The 25,713-nt window shown below is 34.7% G+C and carries 17 protein-coding genes and 5 pseudogenes; 9 read left to right on the top strand and 13 right to left on the bottom strand.

Annotated features, from left to right (window positions below; all coding sequences use genetic code 11):
• Positions 1-115: 115 nt before the first annotated feature.
• A complete protein-coding gene (locus R0F62_RS06060; protein ID WP_317051370.1) occupies positions 116-316 on the bottom strand; it encodes a hypothetical protein in 201 nt (66 codons plus the stop codon).
• A gap of 232 nt (positions 317-548) precedes the next feature.
• On the opposite strand from R0F62_RS06060, the pseudogene cifA reads away from it, so the two are divergent.
• The 3 genes and pseudogenes from cifA to R0F62_RS06075 all read left to right on the top strand — a co-directional run bounded on the left by cifA (position 549) and on the right by R0F62_RS06075 (position 8,210).
• Positions 549-1,960, top strand: a pseudogene (gene cifA / locus R0F62_RS06065) (cytoplasmic incompatibility factor CifA).
• 75 nt (positions 1,961-2,035) lie between these two features.
• Complete coding sequence (gene cifB / locus R0F62_RS06070; protein WP_274979037.1) at positions 2,036-5,536, top strand: cytoplasmic incompatibility factor CifB; 3,501 nt, start codon at positions 2,036-2,038, stop codon at positions 5,534-5,536.
• A gap of 847 nt (positions 5,537-6,383) precedes the next feature.
• Positions 6,384-8,210 carry a TomO hydrophobic C-terminal domain-containing protein gene (locus R0F62_RS06075; RefSeq protein WP_317051371.1) on the top strand — a complete coding sequence of 609 codons (1,827 nt, stop codon included), beginning with the start codon at positions 6,384-6,386 and terminating at the stop codon, positions 8,208-8,210.
• 377 nt (positions 8,211-8,587) lie between these two features.
• On the opposite strand, the gene R0F62_RS06080 is transcribed toward R0F62_RS06075, so the two are convergent.
• The 6 genes and pseudogenes from R0F62_RS06080 to R0F62_RS06105 form a co-directional block, all read right to left on the bottom strand.
• Complete coding sequence (locus tag R0F62_RS06080) at positions 8,588-9,229, bottom strand: hypothetical protein (RefSeq protein ID WP_274979039.1); 642 nt, start codon at positions 9,227-9,229, stop codon at positions 8,588-8,590.
• A gap of 120 nt (positions 9,230-9,349) precedes the next feature.
• Positions 9,350-10,870 (bottom strand): recombinase family protein, encoded by a 1,521-nt coding sequence (locus R0F62_RS06085; protein WP_274979040.1) that lies wholly within the window; start codon positions 10,868-10,870, stop codon positions 9,350-9,352.
• A 10-nt stretch (positions 10,871-10,880) separates the two neighbouring features.
• Positions 10,881-11,318 (bottom strand): DUF2924 domain-containing protein, encoded by a 438-nt coding sequence (locus R0F62_RS06090; protein WP_274979041.1) that lies wholly within the window; start codon positions 11,316-11,318, stop codon positions 10,881-10,883.
• 12 nt (positions 11,319-11,330) lie between these two features.
• Positions 11,331-11,498, bottom strand: a pseudogene (locus R0F62_RS06095) (ankyrin repeat domain-containing protein); the annotation flags it as partial.
• Between the two features lie 281 nt (positions 11,499-11,779).
• Positions 11,780-13,282: a group II intron reverse transcriptase/maturase gene (ltrA, locus tag R0F62_RS06100; RefSeq protein WP_317051372.1), complete on the bottom strand. Its 1,503-nt coding sequence runs from the start codon at positions 13,280-13,282 to the stop codon at positions 11,780-11,782.
• 442 nt (positions 13,283-13,724) lie between these two features.
• Positions 13,725-14,123 (bottom strand): ankyrin repeat domain-containing protein, encoded by a 399-nt coding sequence (locus R0F62_RS06105; RefSeq protein WP_244263341.1) that lies wholly within the window; start codon positions 14,121-14,123, stop codon positions 13,725-13,727.
• Positions 14,124-14,464: 341 nt separating this feature from the next.
• Between R0F62_RS06105 and R0F62_RS06110 the strand changes: the two genes are divergently transcribed.
• Positions 14,465-15,793 carry an IS4-like element ISWen1 family transposase gene (locus R0F62_RS06110; RefSeq protein ID WP_010962373.1) on the top strand — a complete coding sequence of 443 codons (1,329 nt, stop codon included), beginning with the start codon at positions 14,465-14,467 and terminating at the stop codon, positions 15,791-15,793.
• A gap of 41 nt (positions 15,794-15,834) precedes the next feature.
• On the opposite strand, the gene R0F62_RS06115 is transcribed toward R0F62_RS06110, so the two are convergent.
• The 4 genes and pseudogenes from R0F62_RS06115 to R0F62_RS06860 form a co-directional block, all read right to left on the bottom strand.
• On the bottom strand, positions 15,835-17,166 hold the full coding sequence (locus tag R0F62_RS06115) for a DNA recombination protein RmuC (protein ID WP_038199773.1): 1,332 nt from the start codon (positions 17,164-17,166) through the stop codon (positions 15,835-15,837).
• A 173-nt stretch (positions 17,167-17,339) separates the two neighbouring features.
• Positions 17,340-18,320 (bottom strand): annotated as a pseudogene (locus R0F62_RS06855) (IS3 family transposase).
• Positions 18,321-18,529: 209 nt separating this feature from the next.
• Entirely contained in the window at positions 18,530-19,459 is a 930-nt protein-coding gene (locus R0F62_RS06130; RefSeq protein ID WP_006279391.1) for an AEC family transporter, read from the bottom strand.
• Between the two features lie 304 nt (positions 19,460-19,763).
• Positions 19,764-19,906, bottom strand: a pseudogene (locus tag R0F62_RS06860) (N-acetyltransferase); the annotation flags it as partial.
• Positions 19,907-19,922: 16 nt separating this feature from the next.
• Between R0F62_RS06860 and R0F62_RS06135 the strand changes: the two are divergent.
• Positions 19,923-21,086 (top strand): annotated as a pseudogene (locus R0F62_RS06135) (multidrug effflux MFS transporter).
• Positions 21,087-21,113: 27 nt separating this feature from the next.
• On the opposite strand, the gene prfA reads toward R0F62_RS06135, so the two are convergent.
• Positions 21,114-22,193, bottom strand: a complete 1,080-nt coding sequence (gene prfA, locus R0F62_RS06140) for a peptide chain release factor 1 (protein WP_007548640.1) — start codon at positions 22,191-22,193, stop codon at positions 21,114-21,116.
• Positions 22,194-22,291: 98 nt separating this feature from the next.
• Between prfA and yihA the strand changes: the two genes are divergently transcribed.
• The 4 genes from yihA (at position 22,292) to R0F62_RS06160 (ending at position 25,392) form a co-directional block, all read left to right on the top strand.
• Entirely contained in the window at positions 22,292-22,885 is a 594-nt protein-coding gene (yihA, locus tag R0F62_RS06145; protein ID WP_274979231.1) for a ribosome biogenesis GTP-binding protein YihA/YsxC, read from the top strand.
• 4 nt (positions 22,886-22,889) lie between these two features.
• Positions 22,890-23,801, top strand: a complete 912-nt coding sequence (gene argB / locus R0F62_RS06150) for an acetylglutamate kinase (protein WP_316659856.1) — start codon at positions 22,890-22,892, stop codon at positions 23,799-23,801.
• A 414-nt stretch (positions 23,802-24,215) separates the two neighbouring features.
• Positions 24,216-24,677: a dUTP diphosphatase gene (dut, locus tag R0F62_RS06155; RefSeq protein WP_006279458.1), complete on the top strand. Its 462-nt coding sequence runs from the start codon at positions 24,216-24,218 to the stop codon at positions 24,675-24,677.
• Between the two features lie 277 nt (positions 24,678-24,954).
• Positions 24,955-25,392: a hypothetical protein gene (locus R0F62_RS06160; protein WP_274979233.1), complete on the top strand. Its 438-nt coding sequence runs from the start codon at positions 24,955-24,957 to the stop codon at positions 25,390-25,392.
• Positions 25,393-25,513: 121 nt separating this feature from the next.
• Here R0F62_RS06160 and R0F62_RS06165 read toward each other — a convergent pair whose 3' ends face one another.
• A complete protein-coding gene (locus tag R0F62_RS06165; protein WP_010962456.1) occupies positions 25,514-25,684 on the bottom strand; it encodes a hypothetical protein in 171 nt (56 codons plus the stop codon).
• Positions 25,685-25,713: the final 29 nt, after the last annotated feature.

The raw sequence follows: 25,713 nt of genomic DNA on the forward strand, positions 1-25,713 counted from the left end.
TATTCTCTTTATCAGTCCTTATTTTACTTTCTAACTTACCAAGGAGTTTGCTCAGTGGTTTTTTAAGTTTCTTATAATCGTTAACAAGCAGTTCTCTTATCCGTCTTTCAAAATCTCATTTTTCTTTGAATCTCAAAACAGTATATAGATCATCTTCAGCCCTCTGCTGATCGGATTTTGTATTTACAACCATAACCTTACCTAACACTAACAGATACTGCTGAACAGAACTTAAGGGCGAAGTTAAAACACACTTAGTTAAAGTCATAAGCACTTCTCCAATTAATCTTACTAATATTCTTCTGGAAAACAACATATCTACTGACCTTATTCTTGGGAATATAAATAGAAAAAGTGCATCACCTATAGTCTCCAGAAAACCTGGTGTTAGCTGTCAAATTAAGATTTCTAGAAAATTCCAGACAGATTTCTCTAGGCCTGATCAGAACGTTTGGGTATCAAATAGGTCTTTCTGGAGTAATTAGGTGTTGTAACTTATTTACAAATTTAGTACCATAGCGTTGTTTTCATGATATAGGGAGGTTTAAATGCCAATAGAAACAAAATGTCAGGCTGAAGTGCTTAAAAAGCTACAAGATGTGATAAAATATACAGATCGTGACATTTCGGCTGGAAGAAAGTTAGCTATTAAAAGGTGGGTCGAGACCTATATAGAGAATATCAAACTTTTTAAGGATGATAAGCTGGAATTCTTATATAATGTTTTTCGAGATGAAGGTTGTTGGTTAGGTACAAGGTTAAATAATACTGTTTTAGGTCAGAAATTGACTGAAGAGAAAATAGGAGAAATCGATAACCCACTACCAAGGTATGGTATGGCATCTAGGTACTGTATAAGGGCAAGATAGGTGATTTTTTCAACAAACAGTTTGTACTCTCTAGAGGTCAATTTACTTCAGAAGAGTTAGATAGTCAAGGTATCCGATCCGTGATCAATATGTAAGAAACATTCTGCTATCATCCATGAAGAGAAATGGTCCTGTGTTTGATTTCTGGATCGATAGAGAATCTGGGGAATTAAAGAAGTATGATGTAGTAGAAGGTTTTGACAGTACTGTAAAACTTAAGTGGAGCGAAGGGGTAGAGTATTTTTATAATCAGTTAGAGGAAAAAGATAAGGAGAAGAAGCTTACAGAAGCTATTGTTGCTCTTTCTCGTCCTCAATCTGTTAAGAGAGACGCTCCTATTTTAGATTTTTGTGTAAGAAATATAGGCGATAAAGATACTCTTTTACAGAAATTATTGCAGAAAGAAAAGGGAGTATATTCCCTTCTTGCTGAATTAATAGAGTCATGTTTTTTTGATACGGTTCATGATTTGCTACAGTGCTGGTATTATAAAGGCGTTTCAGCAGGAGGAGACTGTTCGGACAAGATATTCTCACAGCAAGGCTATGAACTTTTTCTTTATTCACTTTCAAATGTGATGTTGAAAAATCCTGAGTTAAGTGTTCAAGATAGATCCCTTATTATGGAGATTTGGAAATGTGAACGCTTTGCTGAATACAGATAATACTTCTAATTATACAGTTCCTATAAAGAGTGTACTTGGGGGATTAATCATTAATTGGAAACGAGAAGATGTTTGTAAGCCCGATAGGGAAATAGAGAAAGAAGAAATATTAGATATGATTTCATTTGCCAAAGGTTGCTTTCCTGAAAAGTTTGACCTTTTTAAAGAAGTCATGCTAGAAAATCTTAGAATATGTGGTAGGGAAGGAAAGAGGAAAGGTGTAGATTACGGCAAGTTTGCAGAAGAGTTATTTCTTCAGTTAGAGAAAGTAACTTTACCTTCTGTAGGTGATGGTCCTTGGAATAATTTGCGGTCTCAATCTAAGGTATCTTTGCCACTTGATGGTTCTGGTGATGGCCCACAGTCTGAGTTTGAAGCTCCTAGTGTGAGTGGTATTTCTGGTTCTCATAAGAAAAGAAGAATCTAGTCTACTCATTAATGTGAGTGGTTTTTCTGATCTTAGCAAATAGAGAGGTGCTTTGTGTCTTTAATAAGAAGTTTAGTGGATGGAGATCTTGATGGTTTTAGACAAGAGTTTGAATCCTTTTTAGATCAATGTCCATTTTTCTTGTATCATGTAAGTACAGGACGTTTCCTTCCTGTATTCTTTTTCAGTATGTTTGCTACTGCTCATGATGCTAATATCTTAAAAGCAAATGAGAGAGTGTATTTTCGTTTTGATAATCATGGTATTGATACAGGTGGTAGAAATAGAAATACAGGGAACCTAAAAGTCGCTGTTTATCGTGACGGACAGCAAGTTGTCAGATGCTACAGTATTTCTGATCGTCTTAATAGTGATGGGTTAAGGTTCAGTACAAGGGAAAGAAATGCTCTAGTGCGAGAGATTAGAGGGCAAAATCCAAATTTAAGGGAAGAAGACCTAAATTTTGAGCAATACAAAGTATGCATGCATGGAAAGGGCAAGAGTCAGGGAGAGGCGATTGCAACAGTATTCGAGGTGATTCGTGAAAAAGATTCTCAAGGTAGAGATAGATTTGCTAAATATTCAGCGTCTGAGATTAGCCTTCTTAGGCATATAGAACGCAATAGGCTTAATGGGATTAATGCGCCTGCGCCACGCAGTTTGTTGACAGTTAAGGAAATAGGAAGTATACGACTCAATCAAGATCAGAGAGTACAGCTTGGTCATTTGGTCAATTTTGTGCAAGTTGCACCGGGTCAGCAAGGGATTTTCAGTTTTATGGAAGTGCTAGCAAGTAACCAAAGAATAAATATAGAACGTGGAATAAATGAAGGAATTTTGCCATACATAACTCGAATCTATCGTAGTTACCTAGGCAGCCTACAAAATGACATTCAAAATCGCAGTCAAAAGTTTGAGAGTCACGGATTTTTCTTAGGTTTGTTGGCAAATTTTATTCATCTCTACACAATAGATATTGACCTTGACTTGTCTCCTGGAAATTCATATGTTGCTTTTCTTATATGTCATCAGGCAGAGAGAGAAAACATTCCTATCGTTATTAATGTTACTAGATGGAGGACATCGTCTGATATTGCATTAAACCGCGCTAGAGCTGATGCTAAAAGATTACATGCTTCTTCATTTATATCTATTCACACTGAATCAAGAAATGCTGTTTGTATTGGATTAAATTTTAATCTGAATATAGATCCTTTTAGTATTGATACAGTAGAGTTTTTAGAGAATAGATTTCCTTTGGTACAAAGATTATTTGAGTGTTTGGAGGATGAAGGAATTAGAGAAAATATTAGAGATTTCTTGCTTCAACATCTTCCTAACGAAATACCAAGAAATGCAGAGAATTATAACAGAATATTTGATTGCATAACTGGTTTTGCTTTTGGGAATAGTATTTTAGAAGAGTTCAGATTAGTAAACGCAGTTCAACAACGTGTAAGAAAGTATATATTTAGATATGGTGATGAGAATCATGCTTTAACCATGGTCTTCCATACTCAAGGTTCTGATATAGTTATACTTCATATTAGAGATAACAACGCTGTACAACAAGGAGCCATCAATTTACAAGATCTTAATGTTGACGGAAATAATGTTCATGTACGGGAAGTTTCATGCACACTTAATAATCAACTTGGCCTTAATATTCATACAGATAACCTTGGTTTATATCACAATTACCAAAATAATAATGCAAATAATTTTCTTGGTGGTAATCTTGTGCAAGTGCCTAATGCTGGAAATGTGCATAATGCTTTAAATCAAGTTATGAATGATGGCTGGCAAGATAGATTTCAGCATCAAGAATTATTTAGAAACATTTCTGCAGTATTAATGCCAGAAGATACGCATGGCAATATGATAATAGATGTAAATAGCAAAGATAAGTTTCGCTCTATACTACATGGTACATTTTATGCTAGTGATAATCCTTATAAAGTGCTTGCTATATATAAAGTTGGTCAAACATATAGTTTAAAAAGGTGGCAGGAAGAAGAAGGAGAAAGGGTAATACTTACAAGAGTTACAGAACAGAGACTAGGTCTTCTATTATTAAGACAACCTACAGCAGATACTCACCCAATTGGATATGTATTAGGATTTGCTGATAATGCAGAAGAAGTAGAACAGGAGCAAGACGAGGCAAGGTACAAAATAACAGAATTGATGAGCAAACAAAGGGGATATTTGCCTATTACTTCTGGAAATGAGGTGGTTTTGTCTTATGCTGTATTTAATAGAGGTGCACAGAGAGCAGAAGACTTTATATCTCTTCCACAACAAGCAGTGTATGTACATAGACTTGATCGTCGTGGTCATGACTCAAGACCAGAAGTATTAGTGGGACCTGAAAGTGTTATTGATGAAAATCCACCAGAAAATCTATTGTCAGATCAAACTCGTGAAAATTTCAGGCGCTTTTACATGAAAAAAAGACCAGGACAGAACTCGATTTTTTTGCTTGATATAGATGATAATCTGCACGTTCCATTTAGTTACTTGCAAGGTACTAGAGCACAGGCAATAGAAACATTAAGGTCAAGAATAAGGGGAGGTGGTACTTCTACAGCACAAGGAATATTACAACAAATAAACACTATCCTTCGTAGAAACAACGCTCGTGAAATAGAAGATGTGCATAATCTACTTGCACTAGACTTTGCAACAGAAAATCAAAATTTCCGTTATTGGCTACAAACTCATGACATGTTTTTCGCTGCACGACAATATACTTTCCATGATGATCGATCTAATCCAACTAATGATCGTCATGATTTTGCAATAACTTCAGTAGGAGTCGATGGAAATCAAAATGATCCAACAGGTAGGGACTTATTAAGTAGTAACATAGATAACTTTAAACAAAAAGTAGATTCGGGTGAAAAAGATAGATTAACTGCTATTATTAATGTAGGTAATCGTCATTGGGTTACATTAGTTATTGTCCACCAAAATGGAAATTATTATGGGTATTATGCTGATTCACTTGGTCCAGATAGTCGTATTGACAATAATATTCGAGGAGCTTTAAGAGAATGTGATATTAGCGATGATAATGTCCATGATGTTTCCGTTCATCAGCAAACAGATGGCCATAATTGTGGCATATGGGCATACGAAAATGCTAGGGATATTAACCAAGCTATTGATCAAGCTTTACAGGGAAATAGTAACTTTGGAGAGAAAGGTGAAGGTATTATAGGTTATATACGTGGTCTTCTTAGTGCAGGAATTGGAAATGACACTAGACAACCTCAAAGAAATGAACAATACTTTAGAAATCGGAGAAGAAATATTTCACAATTATTCCAAAATGATTCTCTATCTTCTCCTAGGGGTAGATTGATTCAAGGTCGTCCAGGAATTCAACATGAAATTGATCCATTACTATTACAATTTTTAGAACTCCAATATCCACAGCGTGGAGGTGGGGGAGCATTGCAATTAGGCGGAGAAAGAGTGATATCAATTGATTTTGGTCCGCAATCTGTATTGGATGAAATTGATGGAGTGAATAGAGTTTATGATCATAGCAATGGTAGAGGCAGTAGGTAGAGGTTAATAGGTGAATGAAGTATTTCTTTACTCCATATTTACGCGTTGGTTGTAATGGGTCTTTTAATTTATTTCTGCATATTTTTTTTGGGGGGTTGTTTATTAACAATAATATAGAAGATATTAATAAAGCTTTTGTCCGTAAAGCACATTCATGAGAGCGATATTTTCTTAAAATCAGCTAGCTTTAGATGCTGAAGTTGTGTACCGTTTAGAATAACTTCCTTAATTTTGGATATAAAATAATTTAAACGTAAGATCCACTGTAAAAGATAAGATTTAATTTGGAAGAAAAATTGATGTGATTAGAACTTGACCTTACATAGTATAGGAATATTTTTTATAAAAAGAACAATATCCATTTGAAATGTAAAATTATCATAAATTTTTCTTTTTGTTCTCAAATGAATTACTATTAATTTAGTATTATATATTGCTAATAACTTAAATAATCCAACCATTTCCAGCAACAAAAACCGCTACCCGTGAGAACATTTTTCTTTGGGATGGGATGGTCTACCAATTGTACCATACGAACTTTTTTATATAATAATTTCACTATACGCTAAAATCAGCTATACTGGCTTACTTTTGCTAAATCTACATACGAACTATTTTGCCTAACTTTATTGCAAAGATTTCAAGCTTCTATTTTCATAACGCCGCTTTTGTTTAAATTGTTCTCACAAAGGTATGTACTTTTTGTGGTTTAAGGAGTAAATAATCAAATTTTCTGCAACACTAAAATTAGATATTTCTCTCAAAAATACTTTATTCCAAAAAAACACTTTTTCTTTTTATTAAACCATGGTAGGCTTACGGGGTCGTTAAAGTGAGGTACGGTATAATGTATCCAGAATTGAGTCAACACTCCGCTAAGAAGTCCGATCATAGTGAGGCACTTAAGCAGAATAGTCTTGTTTCTCCAGAACGCAAGCATGCGCAATTTTTCTATGGCACAGTTCAGGGTAATGTGAGTACCCCGATTCACAAGAATGCGTCCTGCTCAATTTCCACAAGTAACAGTTCGGTTAATGAGGCTAACCTGAGTGACCAGATTGGTGTGGATGGTGCAAGTGTAATGGCCGAGCCAATGAACGCAATAGCAACTGAATTGAACAAACTAGGAGAACAATTACTGTGCAAGCGCTTACAGGAAATCAAAGCGAATATTGAAGGAGCTGTCCTTGCTCTTGTATATGAGGCAGAAGGACTGGTTAGGAGTAGTAGAGAAACTCACCACAAAAATGAGTCTGGAAACTTTCATCAAGCTATTCTCACGTCTAAAAGAAAGTTAGAGGTACAAGAGGAGAAAAATACTCTTTTAGATGTAGAAAATCAAGAATTGTTGGAACAAATAAGCCAATTAGAAGGAAATAATAAAGAGCTTTCTGATAAAATGGATGAAATTAATAAAAACAAAGGTCAACTAGAGGAGGATCTGAATGGCATAAGGCAAAAATTGAATGAAGTAACTCAGACACTTGGGAACACAAGAGCTCAATTAAAAGAGAGTAAGAAAGAGCTGGATGATGCAAAGAAAGACGTTTCGCAATCAGAACAAGAGATATTAAATCAACAAGCAAATATTAATGATCTAACTAATAGAGTAAGTAAATTTACTAGTGAAAAAGATCAACTTAAAGGGGAACTTGATACAACAAAAACTCAACTTACGGAAAAGGAGAAAGCACTAAATGCTGCAAATGAAAGAGTTAAAAAATTAGAACAAGATCTAAAACAAGAAAGTCGAAAGATTATTGACCTAGATGATCAAGTAATTCAATTAACTGTACAAAATAGTCGACTGAAAGGGCGTCTGGATAATGTAGATCAAAGGATTGTGCAGTTAGAACAACTTGAAGAGGAGAATCATGATCTAACTGATAAAGTAGCCCTACTTACCAAAGAAAAAAGTAGATATGAAGGCATTCTTAAAAGTACTAAAGAGGAATTTGATAGAACAATAGTTCAACTTAAAAAGCTGGAGCAAGAATCGGCTGAAAAAATTCAGGCATTTGAGAATACAAAAGTTCGGTTAGAACAAAAGTCTGGCGATGTACAGCAAGACTTGGCTGCAAAAATTGAGGAACTTGAGAACATAAATCAAAAGGTTTTGCGACTAGAACAGGAGCGAGATAGTGCACAGCAAGGCTTGGCTACAAAAACAAAGGAATTTGAAAGCGCAAAAACCCAGCATGAAAAGCTGCAGAAAGGCTTGGATGAAAAAACTAGTGAAGTAACTCAGCTCACTGAAGAAAATAATAAACTAAAGAATGAGCTAAAGCTAAAAAAGCCTGAAAATAATAACCTGAAGACAAAGCTGCAGGAATCTGAAAGCAAAAATAATGGACTAGAGAGTCAAATTGAAAATCTGCAGAAACAACTTGAAAGCAAAAATAAAGAGCTAAATGGTAAAAATGAAAGATTTTTGGGAGCAAAGACTCATAGTAAAAGACAAGGTAATTACGCCTCTGTTTCTTTTGTGTTATCTGGGGTATTTGCTGTTGGTGCAAGTTTAACAATGTTTCATTTAGCAATATGTATTTCACTCGCTGTAGCTGCGTTAACTTTTTTTGTAGTAGGATATTACTATTCATATAAGGCAAATACAGCACTTAGCTATGTTGAAATTGATCAAATCGCAAGAGGTGCTAGTCATGTAACTGTTTAAAATGGTTTTTAGGTTTTGAAATTTGTACCAGTTGGGCAAGTTAAACAGATACGGACATTTAGCTCTTACGCAATAACTTTAGGAATTCTGGAATCGTTTCATATATATGTTTAAGATTATCACTGTTTTTATTACATAATTAAGTGTCAGTTCCTGTAACACTAGTTTACCTCCATTCTTTGTTTTAAAGTATTGGTTTTCTGGCACTAGTCTTTTCCATTGCCTATTGCTTTTGTAAATTAAGATTCTAAGCCGTAAAACTTTGCCAATTGCTCACTCCACAGCATCGGTATTTCTCTTTTGAGCTTTCTCCATAACATAAGAAAAACTAACCTCTTTTTTAGCGAATGTCAGGCTAGTTTTTCTTTCAACTTTTACTATAAAATGCTTTCTTCTACTTGAATATACCTCAAGATGTTCTGTGTATCTTCTACAAAGTTATTCTTAATGTTTGCTAACTCCTCTTCTTTCTCGGATAACTTATTCTCTATTATTTTATTAAAACAATCAAAATCTCTGCATTTCAATTGTAATCTCATATCTTCATTTTCATCAAAGCTTTTTATAACATCATAATATTCTCTAGTTTCATCGGTCTCTGGCTGTTGTCTCTCTTTAAATATTGCTTTTAATTTTGAATCTATATCTAACTCTTTTCTTATTTCTTCAATTGCTGCTTTATGATACCCTTCATAATCTTTAAGTTTCTCTAATATCCTACATTCTGCTGTCTCCTTTAATGTTTTAAGTAGATCTTTAGCATGAGATTTTTCCGTTTTTTGCTTCCACTCATCATACGTATAGTCTGTTTGACGTGTACCATATTTTGTATCTTGACACTCATTTCCCTCATTAAATCTCTCTTTATCGCAAACTTTATCACCATTATAAAAGTGATCACTTATGTTATTAATTCCATTACCAACCAACACTTCCTTTATTGCCATTTTATTTTCAGCAAGTTCTTCTCTATATTTAGAGATACAGTTTCTCATCTCTTCTTTACAGTCTGTAGTCACAATCTAGCTCCTTTAACAAAATAAAGCTTACCTTAACACGCAATTATTAATGTTCTATATATTTTCTCGCTGAGAAAGCAGTAGTCTAAACTATTACACATTAGCAATTACCTAAATCTTCTATCCTGTTTTTCGCCTTTCAAGCAAACTACTGTTATAAAACTCTAACCCGTAGAATCTTTCTAATTGCTCACCCCACAACATCGGTATTTCTCTTAAATCAGCTAGCCTCAAATTACTTGGCTGTCTTCCATTTATTACATCTTCTTTTATTTTTGGAGCTAAATAATTTAACCTTAAAATTTGCTGTATACGTCTTGTACCTATATTAATTTTGGCACTCAGCTCTTTTATACTTGCATATTTTCCCTCTTCTAGTTGACGTTTCCACAGATGGGCTCTCACCACTGCTTTGAGTAACGCATTGTTTGTTTTACCTTCTGGCTCAATTACTGTGCATTTATTTCCCTTCTTCTTTATTGGTATAAATTTTTCCTCTGATTCAGAACATAACTCTATTCCATCTTCTTTTACCATTACTCCTTTTATTAACTTTTTCACTACTTCTTTCTGCTTTCCAAAACTTAAATTTTTCCACTCTTCTGCTTTTTCTCCACATTTTTCATATAAATCTTCTACTTTCTTCATTGCTTCTTTTTCTATTTCCCCAGCTACTATAGTCCTGTTTATTGATTCACAACCTTTTCCCCTTAAATGATTATTGCATACGTAATATCGATATCTCTTATTCTCTTTTTTTGCATACGTCAGCGTCATATTTACTTCACAGCTCTTGCACTTAATTATTCCCTTTAGTAGCGCCTCTTCATATCTTGCTTTTCTATATGGTTGATTCCTTATCAATTCCTGCGCTTTTTGCCATTTTTCTTCTTCTATTATCGCATCGTGCTTTCCCTCATACTCTTTCTCATAATGTCTTATCTTTCCCATATATATTGGATTTGTTACTATCCTTCTCACTGTTGCTTTTTTAAAGATATCTGATTTTGTTCTGTAACCTTCTCTATTTAACTCCCTTGCCAATTCTGCCATTGATTTTAGCTCCAAATATCTTTCAAATATATGCTTCACTGTCCTTGCTTCTTTTTCATTTATTATTAATTCTTTATCTTTTACATCATATCCAAGCGGCAAAGTTCCTCCCATCCATAGTCCGTGTTCTTTTGATGTTGCTATTTTATTTTTTACTCTCTCTACTATCATCTCTCTTTCTAGCTGTGCTGCTCCTGACAATACCGTTTGCACGAACTTTCCCATTGGCGTATTATTGTCAAATATCTGCGTTACTGCTACAAAATTTACTCTATGCCTTCTAAAAAATGACGTTACTTCGATGCTGTCTTTTGTCTCCCTTGATAGCCTGTCTAATGTATATACTACTACACAATCTACTTCTCCTTTTTTTACATCTTCAAACAATTCCTTTATTGCTGGTCTTTCTAAGTTTTTTCCTGAATAGCCGCCATCATCGTACCTTGTGGCCAATACTACCCAGCCTTCTTTGCTCTTTACGTACTTCTCACATGCTACTCGTTGCGCATCAAGACTATTAAACTTTTGTTCTAGTCCATCCTCATTTGATTTTCTTGTATATATCGCGCACCTTACCTCTTTTAGCATTTTCTCCTCTTCAGCTCCCATTTTTATCACGCATCCCGAATAATAAAGGTCCATTATAGCTCATTCCCATTATTTTTCCTGCTACTGCTGATAATGACGTATAAAATCCTTCTCTGTAGATTAAACCCTTATCTGTTACCATTACTGCATGCGTCTCTTCTCCTCTCTCTAGTATTAATTCTGTTCCTTCTACTGGTAATTTATCGCTACTTATCCTTTTTCCCTTCTCTAGTCGATCTGCCAGGTATTCTAGTCTTTTTGCCCCTTTTCTTGATATTTCTCCGTACGCTTTTTCCTGCATTCTATAAGCTAATCTTGGTATCAGGTATTTCTTTGAGTATCTAGGCGCTCCTTCTCCATATACCTTTTTCCATATTTTCCTCACCTCTTCCAACGCTTTTTTCTCTAAATTCATTACTTTCTTTTCTATTTCTTCCTTTCTTTCCATATTTTCAGCCTCTCATAATTTCTCAAATAACTTTTCTATTCTGTCTGTTTCTTTCTTCAATACTTCAGTTACCTCTTTACTATTTTTCGCATAATCCATCGCTGTCATCCCAAATTTATCTGCTTGTTCTATTTCAGCCCCTGCTTTTACTAGCTCCTCCACTATTTCCACTTTCGTTATCTAAGTGGAGAAAGTCACCTCTCCCCACTCGACTGCAGAACCGTACGTGACAGGTTACCGTCATACGGCTCCTCTGCAATTTGGTGCTTGTCATGCACACTTCCTGTGTAAAATATCGTGACAATGTCCATGTAATAATAATAAATTTTTGATCATATTATTTTTCCTATTTTGGTCTTTATGGTGTATTTCTAGAATATCATCACTCTTGAACCAAAGTTGACATTGATCACATTTGCCTTGTTGTAACTTCAACAGCTTTATTACTCTCGGTGATTTATCTAGTATTCTATTAAGACGATTCCCCAGTAAACCCAATCACCATCGTATGGAGATTTGGTTCCTTTCACTTTGATATGTCGCTTAATAACATGATCTCCGTGTCTTATAAGATTCACTTCGTTACTTGTCATAAATCGCCAATTATCATTACCATACTTCTTGAAGTACTTTCTTTTGATCCAGCATTTTCCTTTGTTTGGGTGTTTATATAACGCCCACTTCCAAAGTTTTCTGAACATTACACTGTCGATAAGATTAAATGTTTCACTTGAAACTACACAAGAGTAATATTGACTCCATCCTCTAATAATTGGATTAAGTACTTTAATTACTATTTCTTGTGTTGCTCCCCTCAATTTTCTAATCTTATGTTTGATAATGAAATTATGCTGTTTTATAGATTCACGACTTGGTTTGATTAATAACTTGTAACCTTTCTTATTATTTCTTGTTAGGTAGTGTCTTATTGAAAATCCAAGAAAATCAAATCCTGGTTTATCCCCTTCTAAAGTATGGGAAATCCTTGTTTTTGAAGGTTTTAGTTCTAGTCCAATGATTTTTAACCATTCTTCGATTAGTACCTTTGCCTTAATAAGGATCTCCTCACTCTCATGTATAACAACAAAATCATCAGCATAAAAAATTATACTAAGAGCTTGTTGTGCCCGTTGCTGCGATGCTGTACCATACTTTCTTCTTCTATATAGAAAAAGTTCACTTTTTAATGCTTCTTTAATATATTGTTCCATACCGTGTAATGCTATACAAGCCAATAATGGAGAGATAGTTCCTCCTTGAATTGTACCACTCTTAGTTGGCTGGAAGATTCTATTTTCTATTACTCCTGCTCTCAACCATCCTTTTATTGTTTTTCTTAATGTTGGTGTGGTATTGAGTTTTTCAAGCAATGCATAGTGTTTAATATTATCGAAACATCCTGAAATATCAGCATCTAAACAATATGCTGTTTTCTGACTTAGTGCATTGAATATGGCCTTCATAGCATCGTGACAAGATCTACCAGGTCTAAAACCATAAGTGTTCGGCTCAAATTTTGCTTCCCATTCAGGTTCCAACGCCATTTTTTCAAGTGTTTGTTTTGCTCGACACGATATAGTGGGAATACCAAGGGGACGACGCTCCAATGGCTTGCCAGGTTTTGGTATCCAGACTCGTCTTGATGGTTTTGCTCTTCCTCTTAAATCCATAGAATTTGCTAATTGCATTCTTTCTTTTTGGTCGAGATTGGCTTTCCCATCAATACCTGCAGTCTTTTTCCCTCTATTGTCCTGTGTTACTCTTCTAACTGCGAGCATTCTTGCACTTGTTGATTTGAGTAATAATCTCTGAAGATTATGCATCTTTTTGACATCATTACATTTAGAAGCTTGGTAAATTCGTTTTTGTAGCTTAAATGAAGATTTCTCCAGCTTACGCCAAGAAATTTCATTCCATTCATACCTAACATTTTGTTGGCTCATAACATATTCACTACTACTCATAACTTTACCTTCCAAATTACAGTGTTTACGTCTGCATATCCCAAATATTACTTTGGGCGTTAGCTTCTTAAACAATCCTTCCACATAGAAGCTTACGGTTGGCTACCTGCTTATATCTAAATAAATATAAGAGCATCTATGCGGTTACTCCGTTCCATGATTTTGTTTCATGTTGGACTTAGGTTCTTACTTTTTTGCCGGAAGCTGAGAACATCCATAATCAAGTGGTAGGATCTTGATTCCTCTTTGCGCTTCTACCATTTTGGTCTATGCGTATCAACCTTATTTCGCATATTCATGTTGACGACAATTCAAACATAAGTTCCTTTCGTAACCTTATCCAACTCTGTTCGCAGGGATTTACCATAAGGTTTAGTATTACCTGCTTTTGTCTCATGCTTGCATCCCAGAAGTTGCCACTTTCTAAAATGTGAGACATACTTTATCCCTGATGTTTAGGGAAGATGGAATTTAACCACCACAAAATCACGACTTTCGGGTCGCACCCTACCATACACGCTAGATGTAGTGCCGTATTTCCATCTTCTTCGGTTGCGTTTATATCTGCTCTGGCTTCTATTAATTCTTTTACGTTTTCCAGACGCATTCCAAGCGCTGCTGAGTGCAGTGGTGTATAACCTTCGTTATCTCTTGCATCTACATCTGCTCCTTCCCATATCAGCCAGTTTACTTTTTTTCTCGTCGACATTTTTGCTGCTCGGTGCAACATTGTTTCACCGTTTTCATTTTTTCTATTTATATGCTTTTTAGACAATTTGCCTGCAAGCAACTCTTGAAATAATTCATTAAAATCATCCCTTTCTTCTTGACTAATCCACATGATGTACCTCACTATAAAACTTCCTAACTTCTAGCGTTTGGTAAATCTTTTTTGTTTACCTACACCTACCTAATTTATAGCTGTTTTAGCATGAAAAAGCAACTTCTTTTTTTCAAAAAACACACATTTTTACCGAATATTAATGTAGTGTATGAAGATATAAGTATATGTATTTAACTCATTAAACATACGACCTGTTTTTCTTCCCAACTTCTGTTCAAATGTCGATGTTCGTGCCATGTTAGTACACCCATACGCGTCAAGTTAAGGAAATAAAGGTATGAAAGAGATAGAATAATAAGGTATAAGTTCTCCCAGAAATACTTTTAGTGAGAGAACCAATGAATAAAATAACTAGCTTATCAAAAAAGCTCAAAGAATTTTTTAATGAAAAAGCAGACAAAATCTCAATTACAACAAGGTTTATAAAAAGAAAGAGAAAGCTAAAAGGTTCATCGTTCGTAAAAGCCATGGTCTTGGGTAATATAGGGGTTGATAATTGTAGCGTAGAAACAATGTGTCAATTACTAAACGAGGACTCGATAGATATAACAAAACAAGGTTTGGATTTTAGATTTACTGAAGAAGCAGTGGAATTTATGAAAAGGATGTATAATGAATCTGTGCTTCTCTTCAAAAATATCTTGCAAGTTGATTGCAAAATCTTACAGCAATTTAATAGTGTTAAATTATTGGACAGTAGCTATATTACTCTACCTAACAGTATGGAAGAGATGTATAAAGGTTATGGTACTAGCTACAGTGGCTATGAAAGCAATACTAAGTCTGGAATAAAGTTACAATTAGTTTTCGACTACATGAATCAGATAATAGACCAACTTAATTTAACGGAGGGAGTAAGATCAGACCAGGGATATAGGAAACATTTAAGTAATATATTAAGCAATGATTTGCTAATATCTGATCTCGGTTATTTTGTGCCAAGTTCTTTTAAACAAATCAATGAAATAGGAGCTTATTTCATAAGTCGTTATAAATCCGATACCAACATATATGATGTAGAAACAAATCAAAAAATGGAGTTATTAGAATGTTTAGAGGATAAGTTATTTTTAGAAAACGAGGTATTGTTAGGAAAAGAAGCAAAAATTAGAGTAAGAATTATATGTCAGAAACTAACTGAAGAACAGTCTATGGCCAGAAGAAGGAAAGCTAATAGATTAGCAAGATCGCAGGGATATACATCCTCTAAAAGAAATCAAAAATTGTTGAACTGGTCAATATTTATAACTAATGTTCCAGAAAATAAAATTAGTGCTGAGCAAGTATTAACGATTTACAGAGTAAGGTGGCAAATTGAGTTATTATTTAAATTGTATAAAAGCCATATCAGACTTGATAAGCTAAAAGGAAAGCCATGCAGAGTATTATGTGAACTATATGCTAAATTGTGCGCAATTCTTATATTTCACGGCATAGTTGGTTGCACAGAAGTGAAAAAGAATACAGAACTTAGCTTAACAAAGGCATTTATTGAGCTAAAAAGGCGGGTTATAGAGTTATTTTTAGCACTAAAGAATAAAGTTAATAGTTTGAAAGTTTTTCTTAAAAAGCTTACCATAACTTGGTCTCGATTTTCATTAAAAGACAAGTACAGAAAAACTAGAGTATCTACCTTAACTTCCCTGAATTTACTTACAATCTCTTAACTTGACGCGTATGCTTTTTTGAACATTCCCTGTTAAGATGCCTAATCTACTTTCAGCTCCTCAGTATGTAAACTGCGTGGTAAAGACTCTAATTCCTTTGCAGCACTTAAACTTTTATTTTTTGCATGTATACCAAGCTTATTGAATTCTCGAGCAGCAGGAAACACCCTTGCTTCAAGAGAGCCAGCAGTTTTATTATAATGATCAACAGCACTTTTTAAGCTCCTGCGCAAATTATCAAAGTTTTCACCCATTGTGCAAATGCGCTCATATAAAATATGACCTAGTTCACTGATTTTCTTTGCGTTTTCAGCTATCATCTCTTGCTTCCATCCATACGCTATTGCTCTCAGCAACGCAATTAGAGTGATCGGTGTTGCAATGATCACTTTTTTTTCCACTCCAATCTCTATCAAAGCAGGCTCATATTCCAGTGCTGCGCTAAAAACCCCCTCCCCTGTTAAGAAAAGCACCACAAGTTCTGGCGTATTTTCAAATTGATTCCAATACTCTTTTTTACCCAAATCATTTATGTGTTTTTTTATTGCCAGGGAATGATTCTTTAATTTCTCCTTTTGTATTTGCAAATCATTTTGTGATATAGCATCCATGTAAGAATCAAGCGGCACTTTAGCATCTATTATTATTTGCTTTCCAGATGGCATTTTGATTATTAAATCAGGACGCAATAAATTATCCTCGTTTTTATCAACCACTGACGGCTGAGTAAAAAAATCGCAATATTCAATCATTCCCGCCATTTCTACCACCCTTTTGAGTTGCATTTCGCCCCACTTTCCTCTGATGTGAGGCTTTCTCAAGGCATTAGCAAGGCTGGAAGTTTGGTTCATCAGCGCTCCAATTTGCTCCTTTAAACCTTCATAGGCCCCTACCCTCTCTTTTTCCAGCTCGCGTATTTCATTATCAAATTTTTCTAATTTTTCTTTTATTGGAGTTACAACTTCGTTGATCGTTGCTTGTCTTTTTTTGAAATCGCTTTCCGTTTCTTTTAATTTACTATCGATTACTTCCTTTGCTAAGTTCAGAAAATTATTGTTATTTGTCTGCAAAGCATCAAGAGAGAGCGCTTTAAAAGTGTTTGTTAATCTCTCCTCTGCTTTTGTTAGTAATTCTATTTCCTTTTTCTTTTCCTCACGTTCTTTTTGCAGAGTTACTTCAAGTTCTGCTTTTTTGACCCTTAAATCAACTATTTCTTCATTCTTCGTAAGCAAAGTTTGCTTTGTTTCTTGAAGTTCTTGCTCTAATTTACATAAATTACCCTCAAGGTTTGCTTTCTTTTCGCTCAGTTTTTTTACGATAATGTAGAAAAATAGTAATAGAGAGACAACCAGAGCTATAGAATTGAAAAGCATCAGAATAAAAAAGCTGTATTTACAATTCTATATGATTTTTGTGTGTATAAGAAAGAAAAAAGGAGCACCTAAAGAGGTGACCTTACCCAGAAAAAGTAGAGAGAAAGTTAAGACGTTTTTATCATGAGAATAAATTGTGCAGGAATGCAATAGTTAATAGTAGAATGTCTACGTTATTTGTTATAAAAGATTTCTATGTATTCAAATATGGTAGTTCTGGTTTGTTGAGCGAGAAGTATCAATAAGCAGCTCCCTTTTAAGTGAACTTTTCTGCAACAGAGTTATCGTAACAACAGCCCTTATGGCTCATGCTGGAAATGATGTTTTTTGTATTCAATAGAAATTGGTAATTTTGAGAGGTATACTGTGACCCTTGATCGCTATGTAACAGCAGATTTTTATCGGGTTTGCGTTTATCAACGGCCATCAATAAAGAATCTATAACTAATTATCATGTTACTCATTAAGCACCATGCGTGAATATAGGTCAATTATTGCCGCCAACAACCTTCTTTAGTTTTTATGTAGGTAATCCCAAACCTTATTTGGCTGATCAGTAGTAAAATTTTGATCCAATGTGTTCGGAGCCACAACTCGGCTGCTTATTTGCTGTTTTTTATTTTTGAACCTTCGTCTAAACTTGGCTTTAATGCCATTTTCTTGCATAACATTTTGTACTGTTTTAATTTTTGCCTAAAGCTTTTAATTCAGCGTGAATTTTAGGGGCTCCATATCTGCATTTAGAAGCTTGATGTATTTTTTGAATATCTGCTAGAAGCCCTTCTTTTGCTAATTCTTTACTGCTTTTTTCCTTAGCAACCCATACCACCAGTACAAAACCCTACATAGTTCCTGTGTTTTATAGCAATTTCTATATAAAAGAATACTTTACTCTTTTTCTTTACCCAGGGCTTTTTTTAAGATGTCTCTTTCTCTTATTAGCTCTTTTTTTAGATCAAATCTTTCTTTGTCATAAGGAGCCTTTGCCTGGAAATGCGTATGCTACAGACATTTTTCCATCATATTTTCTTACTTAACATACTGCCATCTATACCTAGATCTTTTGCTATTTTTGTACTTGCTTGACCTGTTTCTTTAACCAGCTTAACAGCTTCTAATTTGAATTCTGCTGTATATTCTCTTCTATTTGTCATATTTTGAAAAAACGTTTTATTTTACTCCAAAAACGTCTTAACTTTCTCTCTACTTTTTCTGGGTAAGGTCAATTTACCGCCGCGGCGCTAACTAGTAGCGGGATGACGGGTTACCAAATTGTAGAAGTTGCTTTAGCTATAAATTCAAGTTTTATCAATGTCTTGTGTTGTTACCCAAATAATGGTTGTGCAAGCGCTTAATTTTTTGATCAAAAAGGAACAAGTTTAGTAAAAAATAATGATATTATTAGTGGAACATAAAACAGTCCCACCGCAGTACTGATTAGAAGCAACAGAGTAGCTTTATCTGGTTGATAATTCAAAATATTAGCAAGTATTATACTGGACCCAGAAACTGGAATAATAGCCAGCAACATCAGTGCTTTATATATGCTCTCATCGTATATACCTATAACATGCTTGTCTAAAAGGACAATTCCTAAAACAAACAGTGGCCAGAATACGTACTTTGCTGTAATAGTGATCAAAGCAAGCTTCCAATCTATTTTAAAGCTTGCAATATTCGCAATGCTCACTCCAAGTAGCACCATTCCTAATGTGACAAATGTACTTCTAATATTCATCATAACATCTGTTAAAAAAGTAGGTATTTGTATATCGTATATACTTAAAAAGAAGCCCAGAACCATCGCATAAAGCGAAGGAAGTTTGAACAACTTTAATATGCATTCTTTTGCGGTATAAATACCATTTGCAGCTATGTAAAATCCTAAGCTGTTTTCAAATAGCGCCATTCCTATATAACAAACAACATATACAGATACTGAATCTTCATCAAATAAAGCCATGGCAATCGGCAGGCCAAAATAACCCATACTTGTGCTGCCCGAGCTAAATGCTAATATGTTTCTTGTGTTATCCTTAAATAAAAAAGAAGAAAGATAATACACTGATAAGGACATAGTGCTACCTATAAACCATATCAAAATCGGCAGAGAAATTACTTTTAAGTTAACTTCTGTATGAGAGACTCCATATAAAATCACTATTGGATTAGCTATATAAAAAAGTATTTGAGATATAGTGTTTCTATCAATTTTAAGATATTTTCCTGCTAAGTAACCAATAAATATTGTAATATAAATAGGTAATATTTTGAGAAAAAGAGTAAGGAACATACTAGCCTATTGTAATATTTTTGATTGATAAAGTGACATTAGATCTTAAGGTGTTGTAAAAGTAAACAAAATTTATTTTCCAATTTATCCAGCTCATAGTTAATTAAATTAGTGCCAAAATTTGTTTTTACATAGGACTTAAGAATGACATTTGTATGATAAAATTATGTTAAGTTTCTGTAAAGCTTCTTGCATATTTTTGAATAATGACATATTTACTAAAAATTAAACTGCTTGTAGTAATTTAGACGGACTGTTGAAAAAGTAAGAGGAAATAAGTAAAGTTAGGACAGAGAGTAAGAGCTTTAACATAGTTGTCATATTTTTCTTTAATTAACCCTAGTGTCCAATTTATCCACCATTCCTTCACATGAGGTGTTTCTAACCATTTTAATAACAGTAAAAAATGTTTTCTTTCAACGCTTTAAATGTGATATTTTTATTCATTAATTAAAAATCTCAAATGTTACTACCATTTCTGTTAATCCTTTCTCTCATTGCCAAGTTCATTGAAATTGACATTTCCGTACCTAGTTTTCCTGATATGGTGCACTATTTTAACGTACCGGAAGGCATAATTCAATTAACTATTGCTTATAATTTCCTAGGCTTTTGCATAGGAGGGTTGTTTTTTGGTCCATTGTCTGAATGCTATGGCAGAAGGAGAATTATGATCATAGGTAACACTTTGTTATTAATCGGCGCTGTTGGTTGTGTTTTTGCACCGTCGATTTTTTAGCTTTTAATCTCTCGCTTTGTTCAGGGCATTGGTGTTAGCACATCTGTAGTTGTGTTTGCAATCGTTGCAGACAGCTACAAAGGCGACGAAGCGGTGAAATTTATTGGAATCATGAATTCTGTTCTTACAGTTGTCATGGCAATTGCGCCAGTGTTAGGCAGTTTCATCAATGAAATTGTAGGATGGCGTGGTAATTATGCAACTGTTGCAATACTTTGTTTGATCTCTTGGGTTTTGCTGCTTTTAGCGTTACCAGAAACAAAAAAGAACCGCGATATTTTCAGTTTGAAAAAAACGATGAAAGATTACAGAAAACTACTATCTAATCCGAGGTTTGTTACGTTGTCTTTGATGTCAAGCCTCTTTTCTGCTGCGTATATGTCATTCATTACTTGTGGACCTTTTCTGTATATGAAGACTTTTGGTTTATCTAGCACTATTTATGCACTACATCAAGGTGCAATAGTTGGGTGCTTCTCACTCATCAGTCTATTTGCTGGCAAAATCTTGCAGAAACTTGGAGCAATAAAGTGTGTAATTTCTGGTACGAGCGTGGGTGCTATTGGGTCTCTATTGCTTGTAATATTCAGTATAATTGTACCCCACTCTTTCTACTTAGTAACACTGTCTATGATTATTTTTTCTATCGGTTGTGCAATTTTCCAGCCAGTGATTTTTAATGCATCAATAAATGTTTTCCCTGAAATTAAAGGCACAGCTTCTTCTGCAGTCTCGTTCATTAGAGCTTTTATCATGGCTATTTTTATCGGCTTAACAAGCTACATTTACAATGGTCAAACAATTAGTGTAGCTGTTCTTGTTTTATCCGCGATAGTACTAGAACTTGTTTTTACTGTCTATCTATTGCGTTTAAAAGATCCTATGTAATTAATAAAGATATTCCATCGTAGGCTGCTAACTTTCCCCTGCCAATCTTTCTGCTTCATTACGTGAGATTAATGCCTCAATAAATTCATCTAGTTCGCCTTCTTTTATAATCTGCTCTAGCCGATGTGAAGTTAGATTAATTCTGTGGTCTGTTATTCTTGATTGTGGGAAATTATATGTTCTTATGCGCTCGGAACGATCACCAGAGCCAATCTGACTTTTCCTCATTGTTGACCTTTCCATTTCTTTTTTTTGTCTTTCAATTTCGTATAGCCTTGCCCTCAATACTTTGAGCGCTTTAGCTTTATTTTTATGCTGCGATTTTTCATCTTGCTGTATCACAACTATCCCTGTTGGCAAGTGGGTGACCCTTACTGCGCTGTCAGTTGTATTCACTGATTGCCCTCCAGGACCACTGGATCTATAAACATCTATTCGTAAGTCTTTTTCTTCTATTTTAAAGTCAACTTCTTCTACTTCAGGTAATATCGCAACAGTAGCGGCAGAGGTATGCAACCTTCCTGAAGATTCAGTTTCTGGCACTCTCTGTACTCTGTGCACTCCTGATTCAAATTTCAACCTTGCAAAAACTTCTGTTCCATTAATGAGTGCAGAAGCTTCCTTATATCCACCTATACCTGTATTAGAAATGCTTATTGGCTCGAACTTCCAATTTCTTCTTTCTGCATATTTTTGATACATACGAAATAACATTGCTGCAAATAATGCTGCTTCTTCTCCGCCTGTACCTGCTCTAATTTCTAATATTGCATTTCTTGAGTCATCTTCATCTTTGGGCAATAATGCTAACTTTAATTTTGCTTTTATTTTTGGTAATAATACCTTGTGCTTTTCGAAAAATTCTTCTTTTGCTAACTCTTTTATATCACCTTCGCTGTTTTCATCTTTCATTATTTCTTCTAAGTCTGAAATTTCCTCTTTCAGCGTGTTATATTCATCAATTATCTTGATTATTGGCCTGAGCTCAGAGTATTCCTTTGAAAGGGTAATGAATTCTTTTTGACTTAAATTGGTAGGATTTTCCAAATTCCTCTCTATATCATTAAATTTTTTCTTTAAGTCTTGTAAATTATTTTCCATATCCATATAGCACAGATCTAGCTAAGTAATATATACTGAAATAAAAAATTTCTTATATCAAGCAATAACACTATAATATACCTACTACCTTCTAGTTGAATATAATGGCAAAACAGATAACATCAAACTGCAATTTCATATTTGGAGCTTCGGATATAAAATCATTACCAAATGAGTCGGCTCCAGAGATTGCGTTTGCTGGTAGATCAAATGTAGGAAAATCCAGTCTGATCAACTTACTGATAAACAGCAAAAAAGCTGCCAGAGTTTCCTCTAAACCTGGATGCACTAGACAAATAAATTTTTACTCTATGTACGATGATAAGTTCAGACTTGTTGATCTACCAGGGTATGGCTACTCTCATGCAGGCAAGGAGGAAATTATACAATATTTAAACTTAATTGAGTATTATCTAATTCAAAGAGAAAATCTAAGAAGAGTGTTTGTGTTGATAGATAGCAAGGTAGGATTAAAAGAAATAGACAAAGACTTCATTTATTGGTTGATATATAATAACATTAACGTTAACATTGTGCTAACAAAAGTAGATAAAGTAAGTCAAAAAAGCTTAGGTGCTGTTATAGAAGATATTCAAAAATGGATTAATAATGAGAATGTGTCAATTCATCAAATGAGCATCCGTGTTAAGCATAAAATAACCAAGGTAAGAGATGAGTTTTTCAAGTTTACAAGATAAAAAAATGAAGAGTAGTGAATTTTTAAAGGGTGAGGTATCATTTGAACAAAAAGCAGAAATATTACTTGAAGTGCTATCTAACATACCTAGCTTTGTAGGCGAGACTTTTGTCATTAAATGCGGTGGTACAATAATCTTAGATGAAACACTATTTAATACTTTTGTGCATAATGTTGTCTTGTTGAAGCAGCTTGGTATAAATCCGGTAATAATTCATGACGGAGAATATGAAATTAACTCAGTGTTAAAAATGCTGGATATGAACAGTAAGTTTGTGAATGGTATCAGACTTACAGACAAAGACACTATGAAAATCATTGAAATGGCACTGTGTGGTTCAGTTAATAAAAAAATTGTTCAGTATATAAATTCTGCTGGTGGTTCAGCTATTGGATTATGTGGAAAAGATGGTAACTTAATTAAAGCCGAAAAAATAACCGCTACGCTTAGAGAAGATAGATCAAATAATATCGAAAAGATATTAGACATGGGGTTCATCGGTAGACCCACTGAAATCAATCCTGATATATTATTTTTTATTGAAGAATCAGATTTTATACCAGTTATTGCACCAATTGGTCATGGAAAAGATGGGAAAACATATCATATTGATGCCGATAGCACTGCAAGCGCAATCGCAATCGCAGTTTCTGCATCTAAAATGATAATCTTGAGTGACACAGATGAAGAAATAGATAAAATTGGTGGCAGGAAGATATCTGTTAAAAATTTAAATGCATCGATTGATTGTGGGAAAATTAAAGGGGAAAAATTTATTGAAAGGCTTATGGCATACGTTAAAATGGCGGAGGAATGTGCTGGAGTTGTTCACATAGTTGATGGTAGAATATCTAACATTATGCTTGATTTATTTACTGAGAGTAATTCAAGCATATCGATTGTGAGTGATTTATAGCTATACTGCTTGCAACTACACGAATACCAAGAGGGTGTCATTCAAGTAGCTGACACTGGAATGACAACAATCTACGTCATACCGCGATTCATTCGCGGTATCTCTAGATCCCGCTAACAAGTAGCGGGATGACGGTTGTCAGGGTGTCATCCCAGCGCCCTTATGATGTCATCCCAGTGCCCAGACACTGGGATCCAGAAGACTTAATTTCAACCAAGTGGCTGCATAATAAGGACTAGATTCCAGACTGGAATGACATCATAGAGGCACTGGGATGACAAAAAAAGGAGCACTGAACTTGTCAAGGAATTTTATGGCCTAGCGTCACGCGCTGGAATGACATCATTTACATTTATCACTTTTGCAGATACAATTTACATGCTATAATTGAGTCTTCATAGATGGTAAATTGGAGTGCAAAGAAGTAAAATTAAAGTAGAAATAAAAAGATTATCACACGGAGAAGACTTGTCTCTTCCATGTTATGCAACTACGCAGAGTGCTGGCATGGATCTTTATGCTGCATTGAATGATTCTGCTGTTTTAAATCCACTTGAAAGATTACTTGTTCCAACTGGAATTGTGATTGCAATACCAAACGGTTTTGAGGGGCAAATCCGCCCACGTTCTGGTCTTGCTGCAAAACATGGAATCACTGTCTTAAATTCTCCGGGCACTATAGACTCTGATTATCGAGGTGAAGTTAAAATTTGTCTAATTAATCTAAGTAATCAGCCATACGAAATAAAAAGAGGAGATAGAATCGCACAAATCCTTATTTCTCCTGTATCTCAGGTAATTTGGGATGACAGAGAAGAATTCTGCGCAGAAGAAACCGGTCGCAATGCAGGGGGCTTTGGCTCAAGCGGCAGGTAGCTTACGAAAAAGCTTGACTATGACAGTTTTTTTATTTAAGCATATTAATATTTGAGGTCGTTTATGCTAACTTTCAAAAATCACTGTGGTCAATTCCACAAAACAAATACTGCACTTGTTGCACTTACTTCTTTGTATGTCATAGGCGCAGCAGTAGCACTTTCAGCACCATATTGGGTGTCTTCAACTTGCACGCGCTCCACTTGCAGCTTTTGCAGCTACACCACTTGGAATCGGTATATTAGCAATTGTTGCTGTTGCACTGGTTAGTTCAGCAATGTACGCTATCAGCAAAAACAATGAAATATCTGAGTTGAGAGCTCCGAAGATTGTTGTTAATAACGATAGAAAAAACGGTAAAGAAACAGCATTGCTAGTAACAAAAGACACATTTAAGGAAATGGCAAGGAATAACCAAGTTAAAGATGAAGAAGGTAAGGTAGAAAAGGGTAAACATTATATAGCCTTCAGCTTAGAAGGCAAGAACTACCGTATTATTGTTGATATTAATCAGCTTGCCAATACGCTAGGCAATACTTTACTCTTCGAGATAGGTTCACTAAAAGAGAAAAACGATGAAGGTAAGTTCGAGGCAGTAAATGAAACAAAGTGGAATAAAACATTAGGTTTAGACAAAGATGGTGCTAAAGGGGTTAACACTTATTTAGGCTCACTTATTGTTGAACAAGTTGCTTCTCAACAACAGACAGTATAGCCAAGTGAAATAAAAGAGGTAGATTAAGTCTGCCTCTTTGTTTTTTTTGATTTTTAGTGTTACGCGCATAACTGCATGGATGTTGCGATTCTCAAGGCAACGTATCTGTTTAGATGCATGGCTAATGCTGAAATAAAAATTCCAGTGTTCCCTTTCTTGTCATCCCAGTGCTTGACACATAACTGTACAAACATTCATTTTTGAAGGTAAATTGCACAACAGATAATGTCATTCCAGTGCTCCCTTTCTTGTCATCCAAGTAGCTGACACTGGGATGGCTTTGTTGCATCACACTTTATGAGATGGTGATTTATGGTAAAT

This window comes from Wolbachia endosymbiont of Drosophila aff. chauvacae BK-2020, assembly GCF_032848195.1.
Lineage (GTDB): Bacteria > Pseudomonadota > Alphaproteobacteria > Rickettsiales > Anaplasmataceae > Wolbachia > Wolbachia pipientis.

Bases quoted from the DNA above. Each gene is read 5' to 3' on its own strand.
- R0F62_RS06060 (WP_317051370.1), bottom strand. From the start codon at position 316: ATGTTGTTTTCCAGAAGAATATTAGTAAGATTAATTGGAGAAGTGCTT.
- R0F62_RS06075 (WP_317051371.1), top strand. From the start codon at position 6,384: ATGTATCCAGAATTGAGTCAACACTCCGCTAAGAAGTCCGATCATAGT.
- R0F62_RS06085 (WP_274979040.1), bottom strand. From the start codon at position 10,870: ATGCTAAAAGAGGTAAGGTGCGCGATATATACAAGAAAATCAAATGAG.
- R0F62_RS06090 (WP_274979041.1), bottom strand. From the start codon at position 11,318: ATGGAAAGAAAGGAAGAAATAGAAAAGAAAGTAATGAATTTAGAGAAA.
- ltrA (WP_317051372.1), bottom strand. From the start codon at position 13,282: ATGAGTAGTAGTGAATATGTTATGAGCCAACAAAATGTTAGGTATGAA.
- R0F62_RS06105 (WP_244263341.1), bottom strand. From the start codon at position 14,123: ATGTGGATTAGTCAAGAAGAAAGGGATGATTTTAATGAATTATTTCAA.
- R0F62_RS06110 (WP_010962373.1), top strand. From the start codon at position 14,465: ATGAATAAAATAACTAGCTTATCAAAAAAGCTCAAAGAATTTTTTAAT.
- R0F62_RS06115 (WP_038199773.1), bottom strand. From the start codon at position 17,166: ATGCTTTTCAATTCTATAGCTCTGGTTGTCTCTCTATTACTATTTTTC.
- R0F62_RS06130 (WP_006279391.1), bottom strand. From the start codon at position 19,459: ATGTTCCTTACTCTTTTTCTCAAAATATTACCTATTTATATTACAATA.
- prfA (WP_007548640.1), bottom strand. From the start codon at position 22,193: ATGGATATGGAAAATAATTTACAAGACTTAAAGAAAAAATTTAATGAT.
- yihA (WP_274979231.1), top strand. From the start codon at position 22,292: ATGGCAAAACAGATAACATCAAACTGCAATTTCATATTTGGAGCTTCG.
- argB (WP_316659856.1), top strand. From the start codon at position 22,890: ATGAAGAGTAGTGAATTTTTAAAGGGTGAGGTATCATTTGAACAAAAA.
- R0F62_RS06160 (WP_274979233.1), top strand. From the start codon at position 24,955: ATGTACGCTATCAGCAAAAACAATGAAATATCTGAGTTGAGAGCTCCG.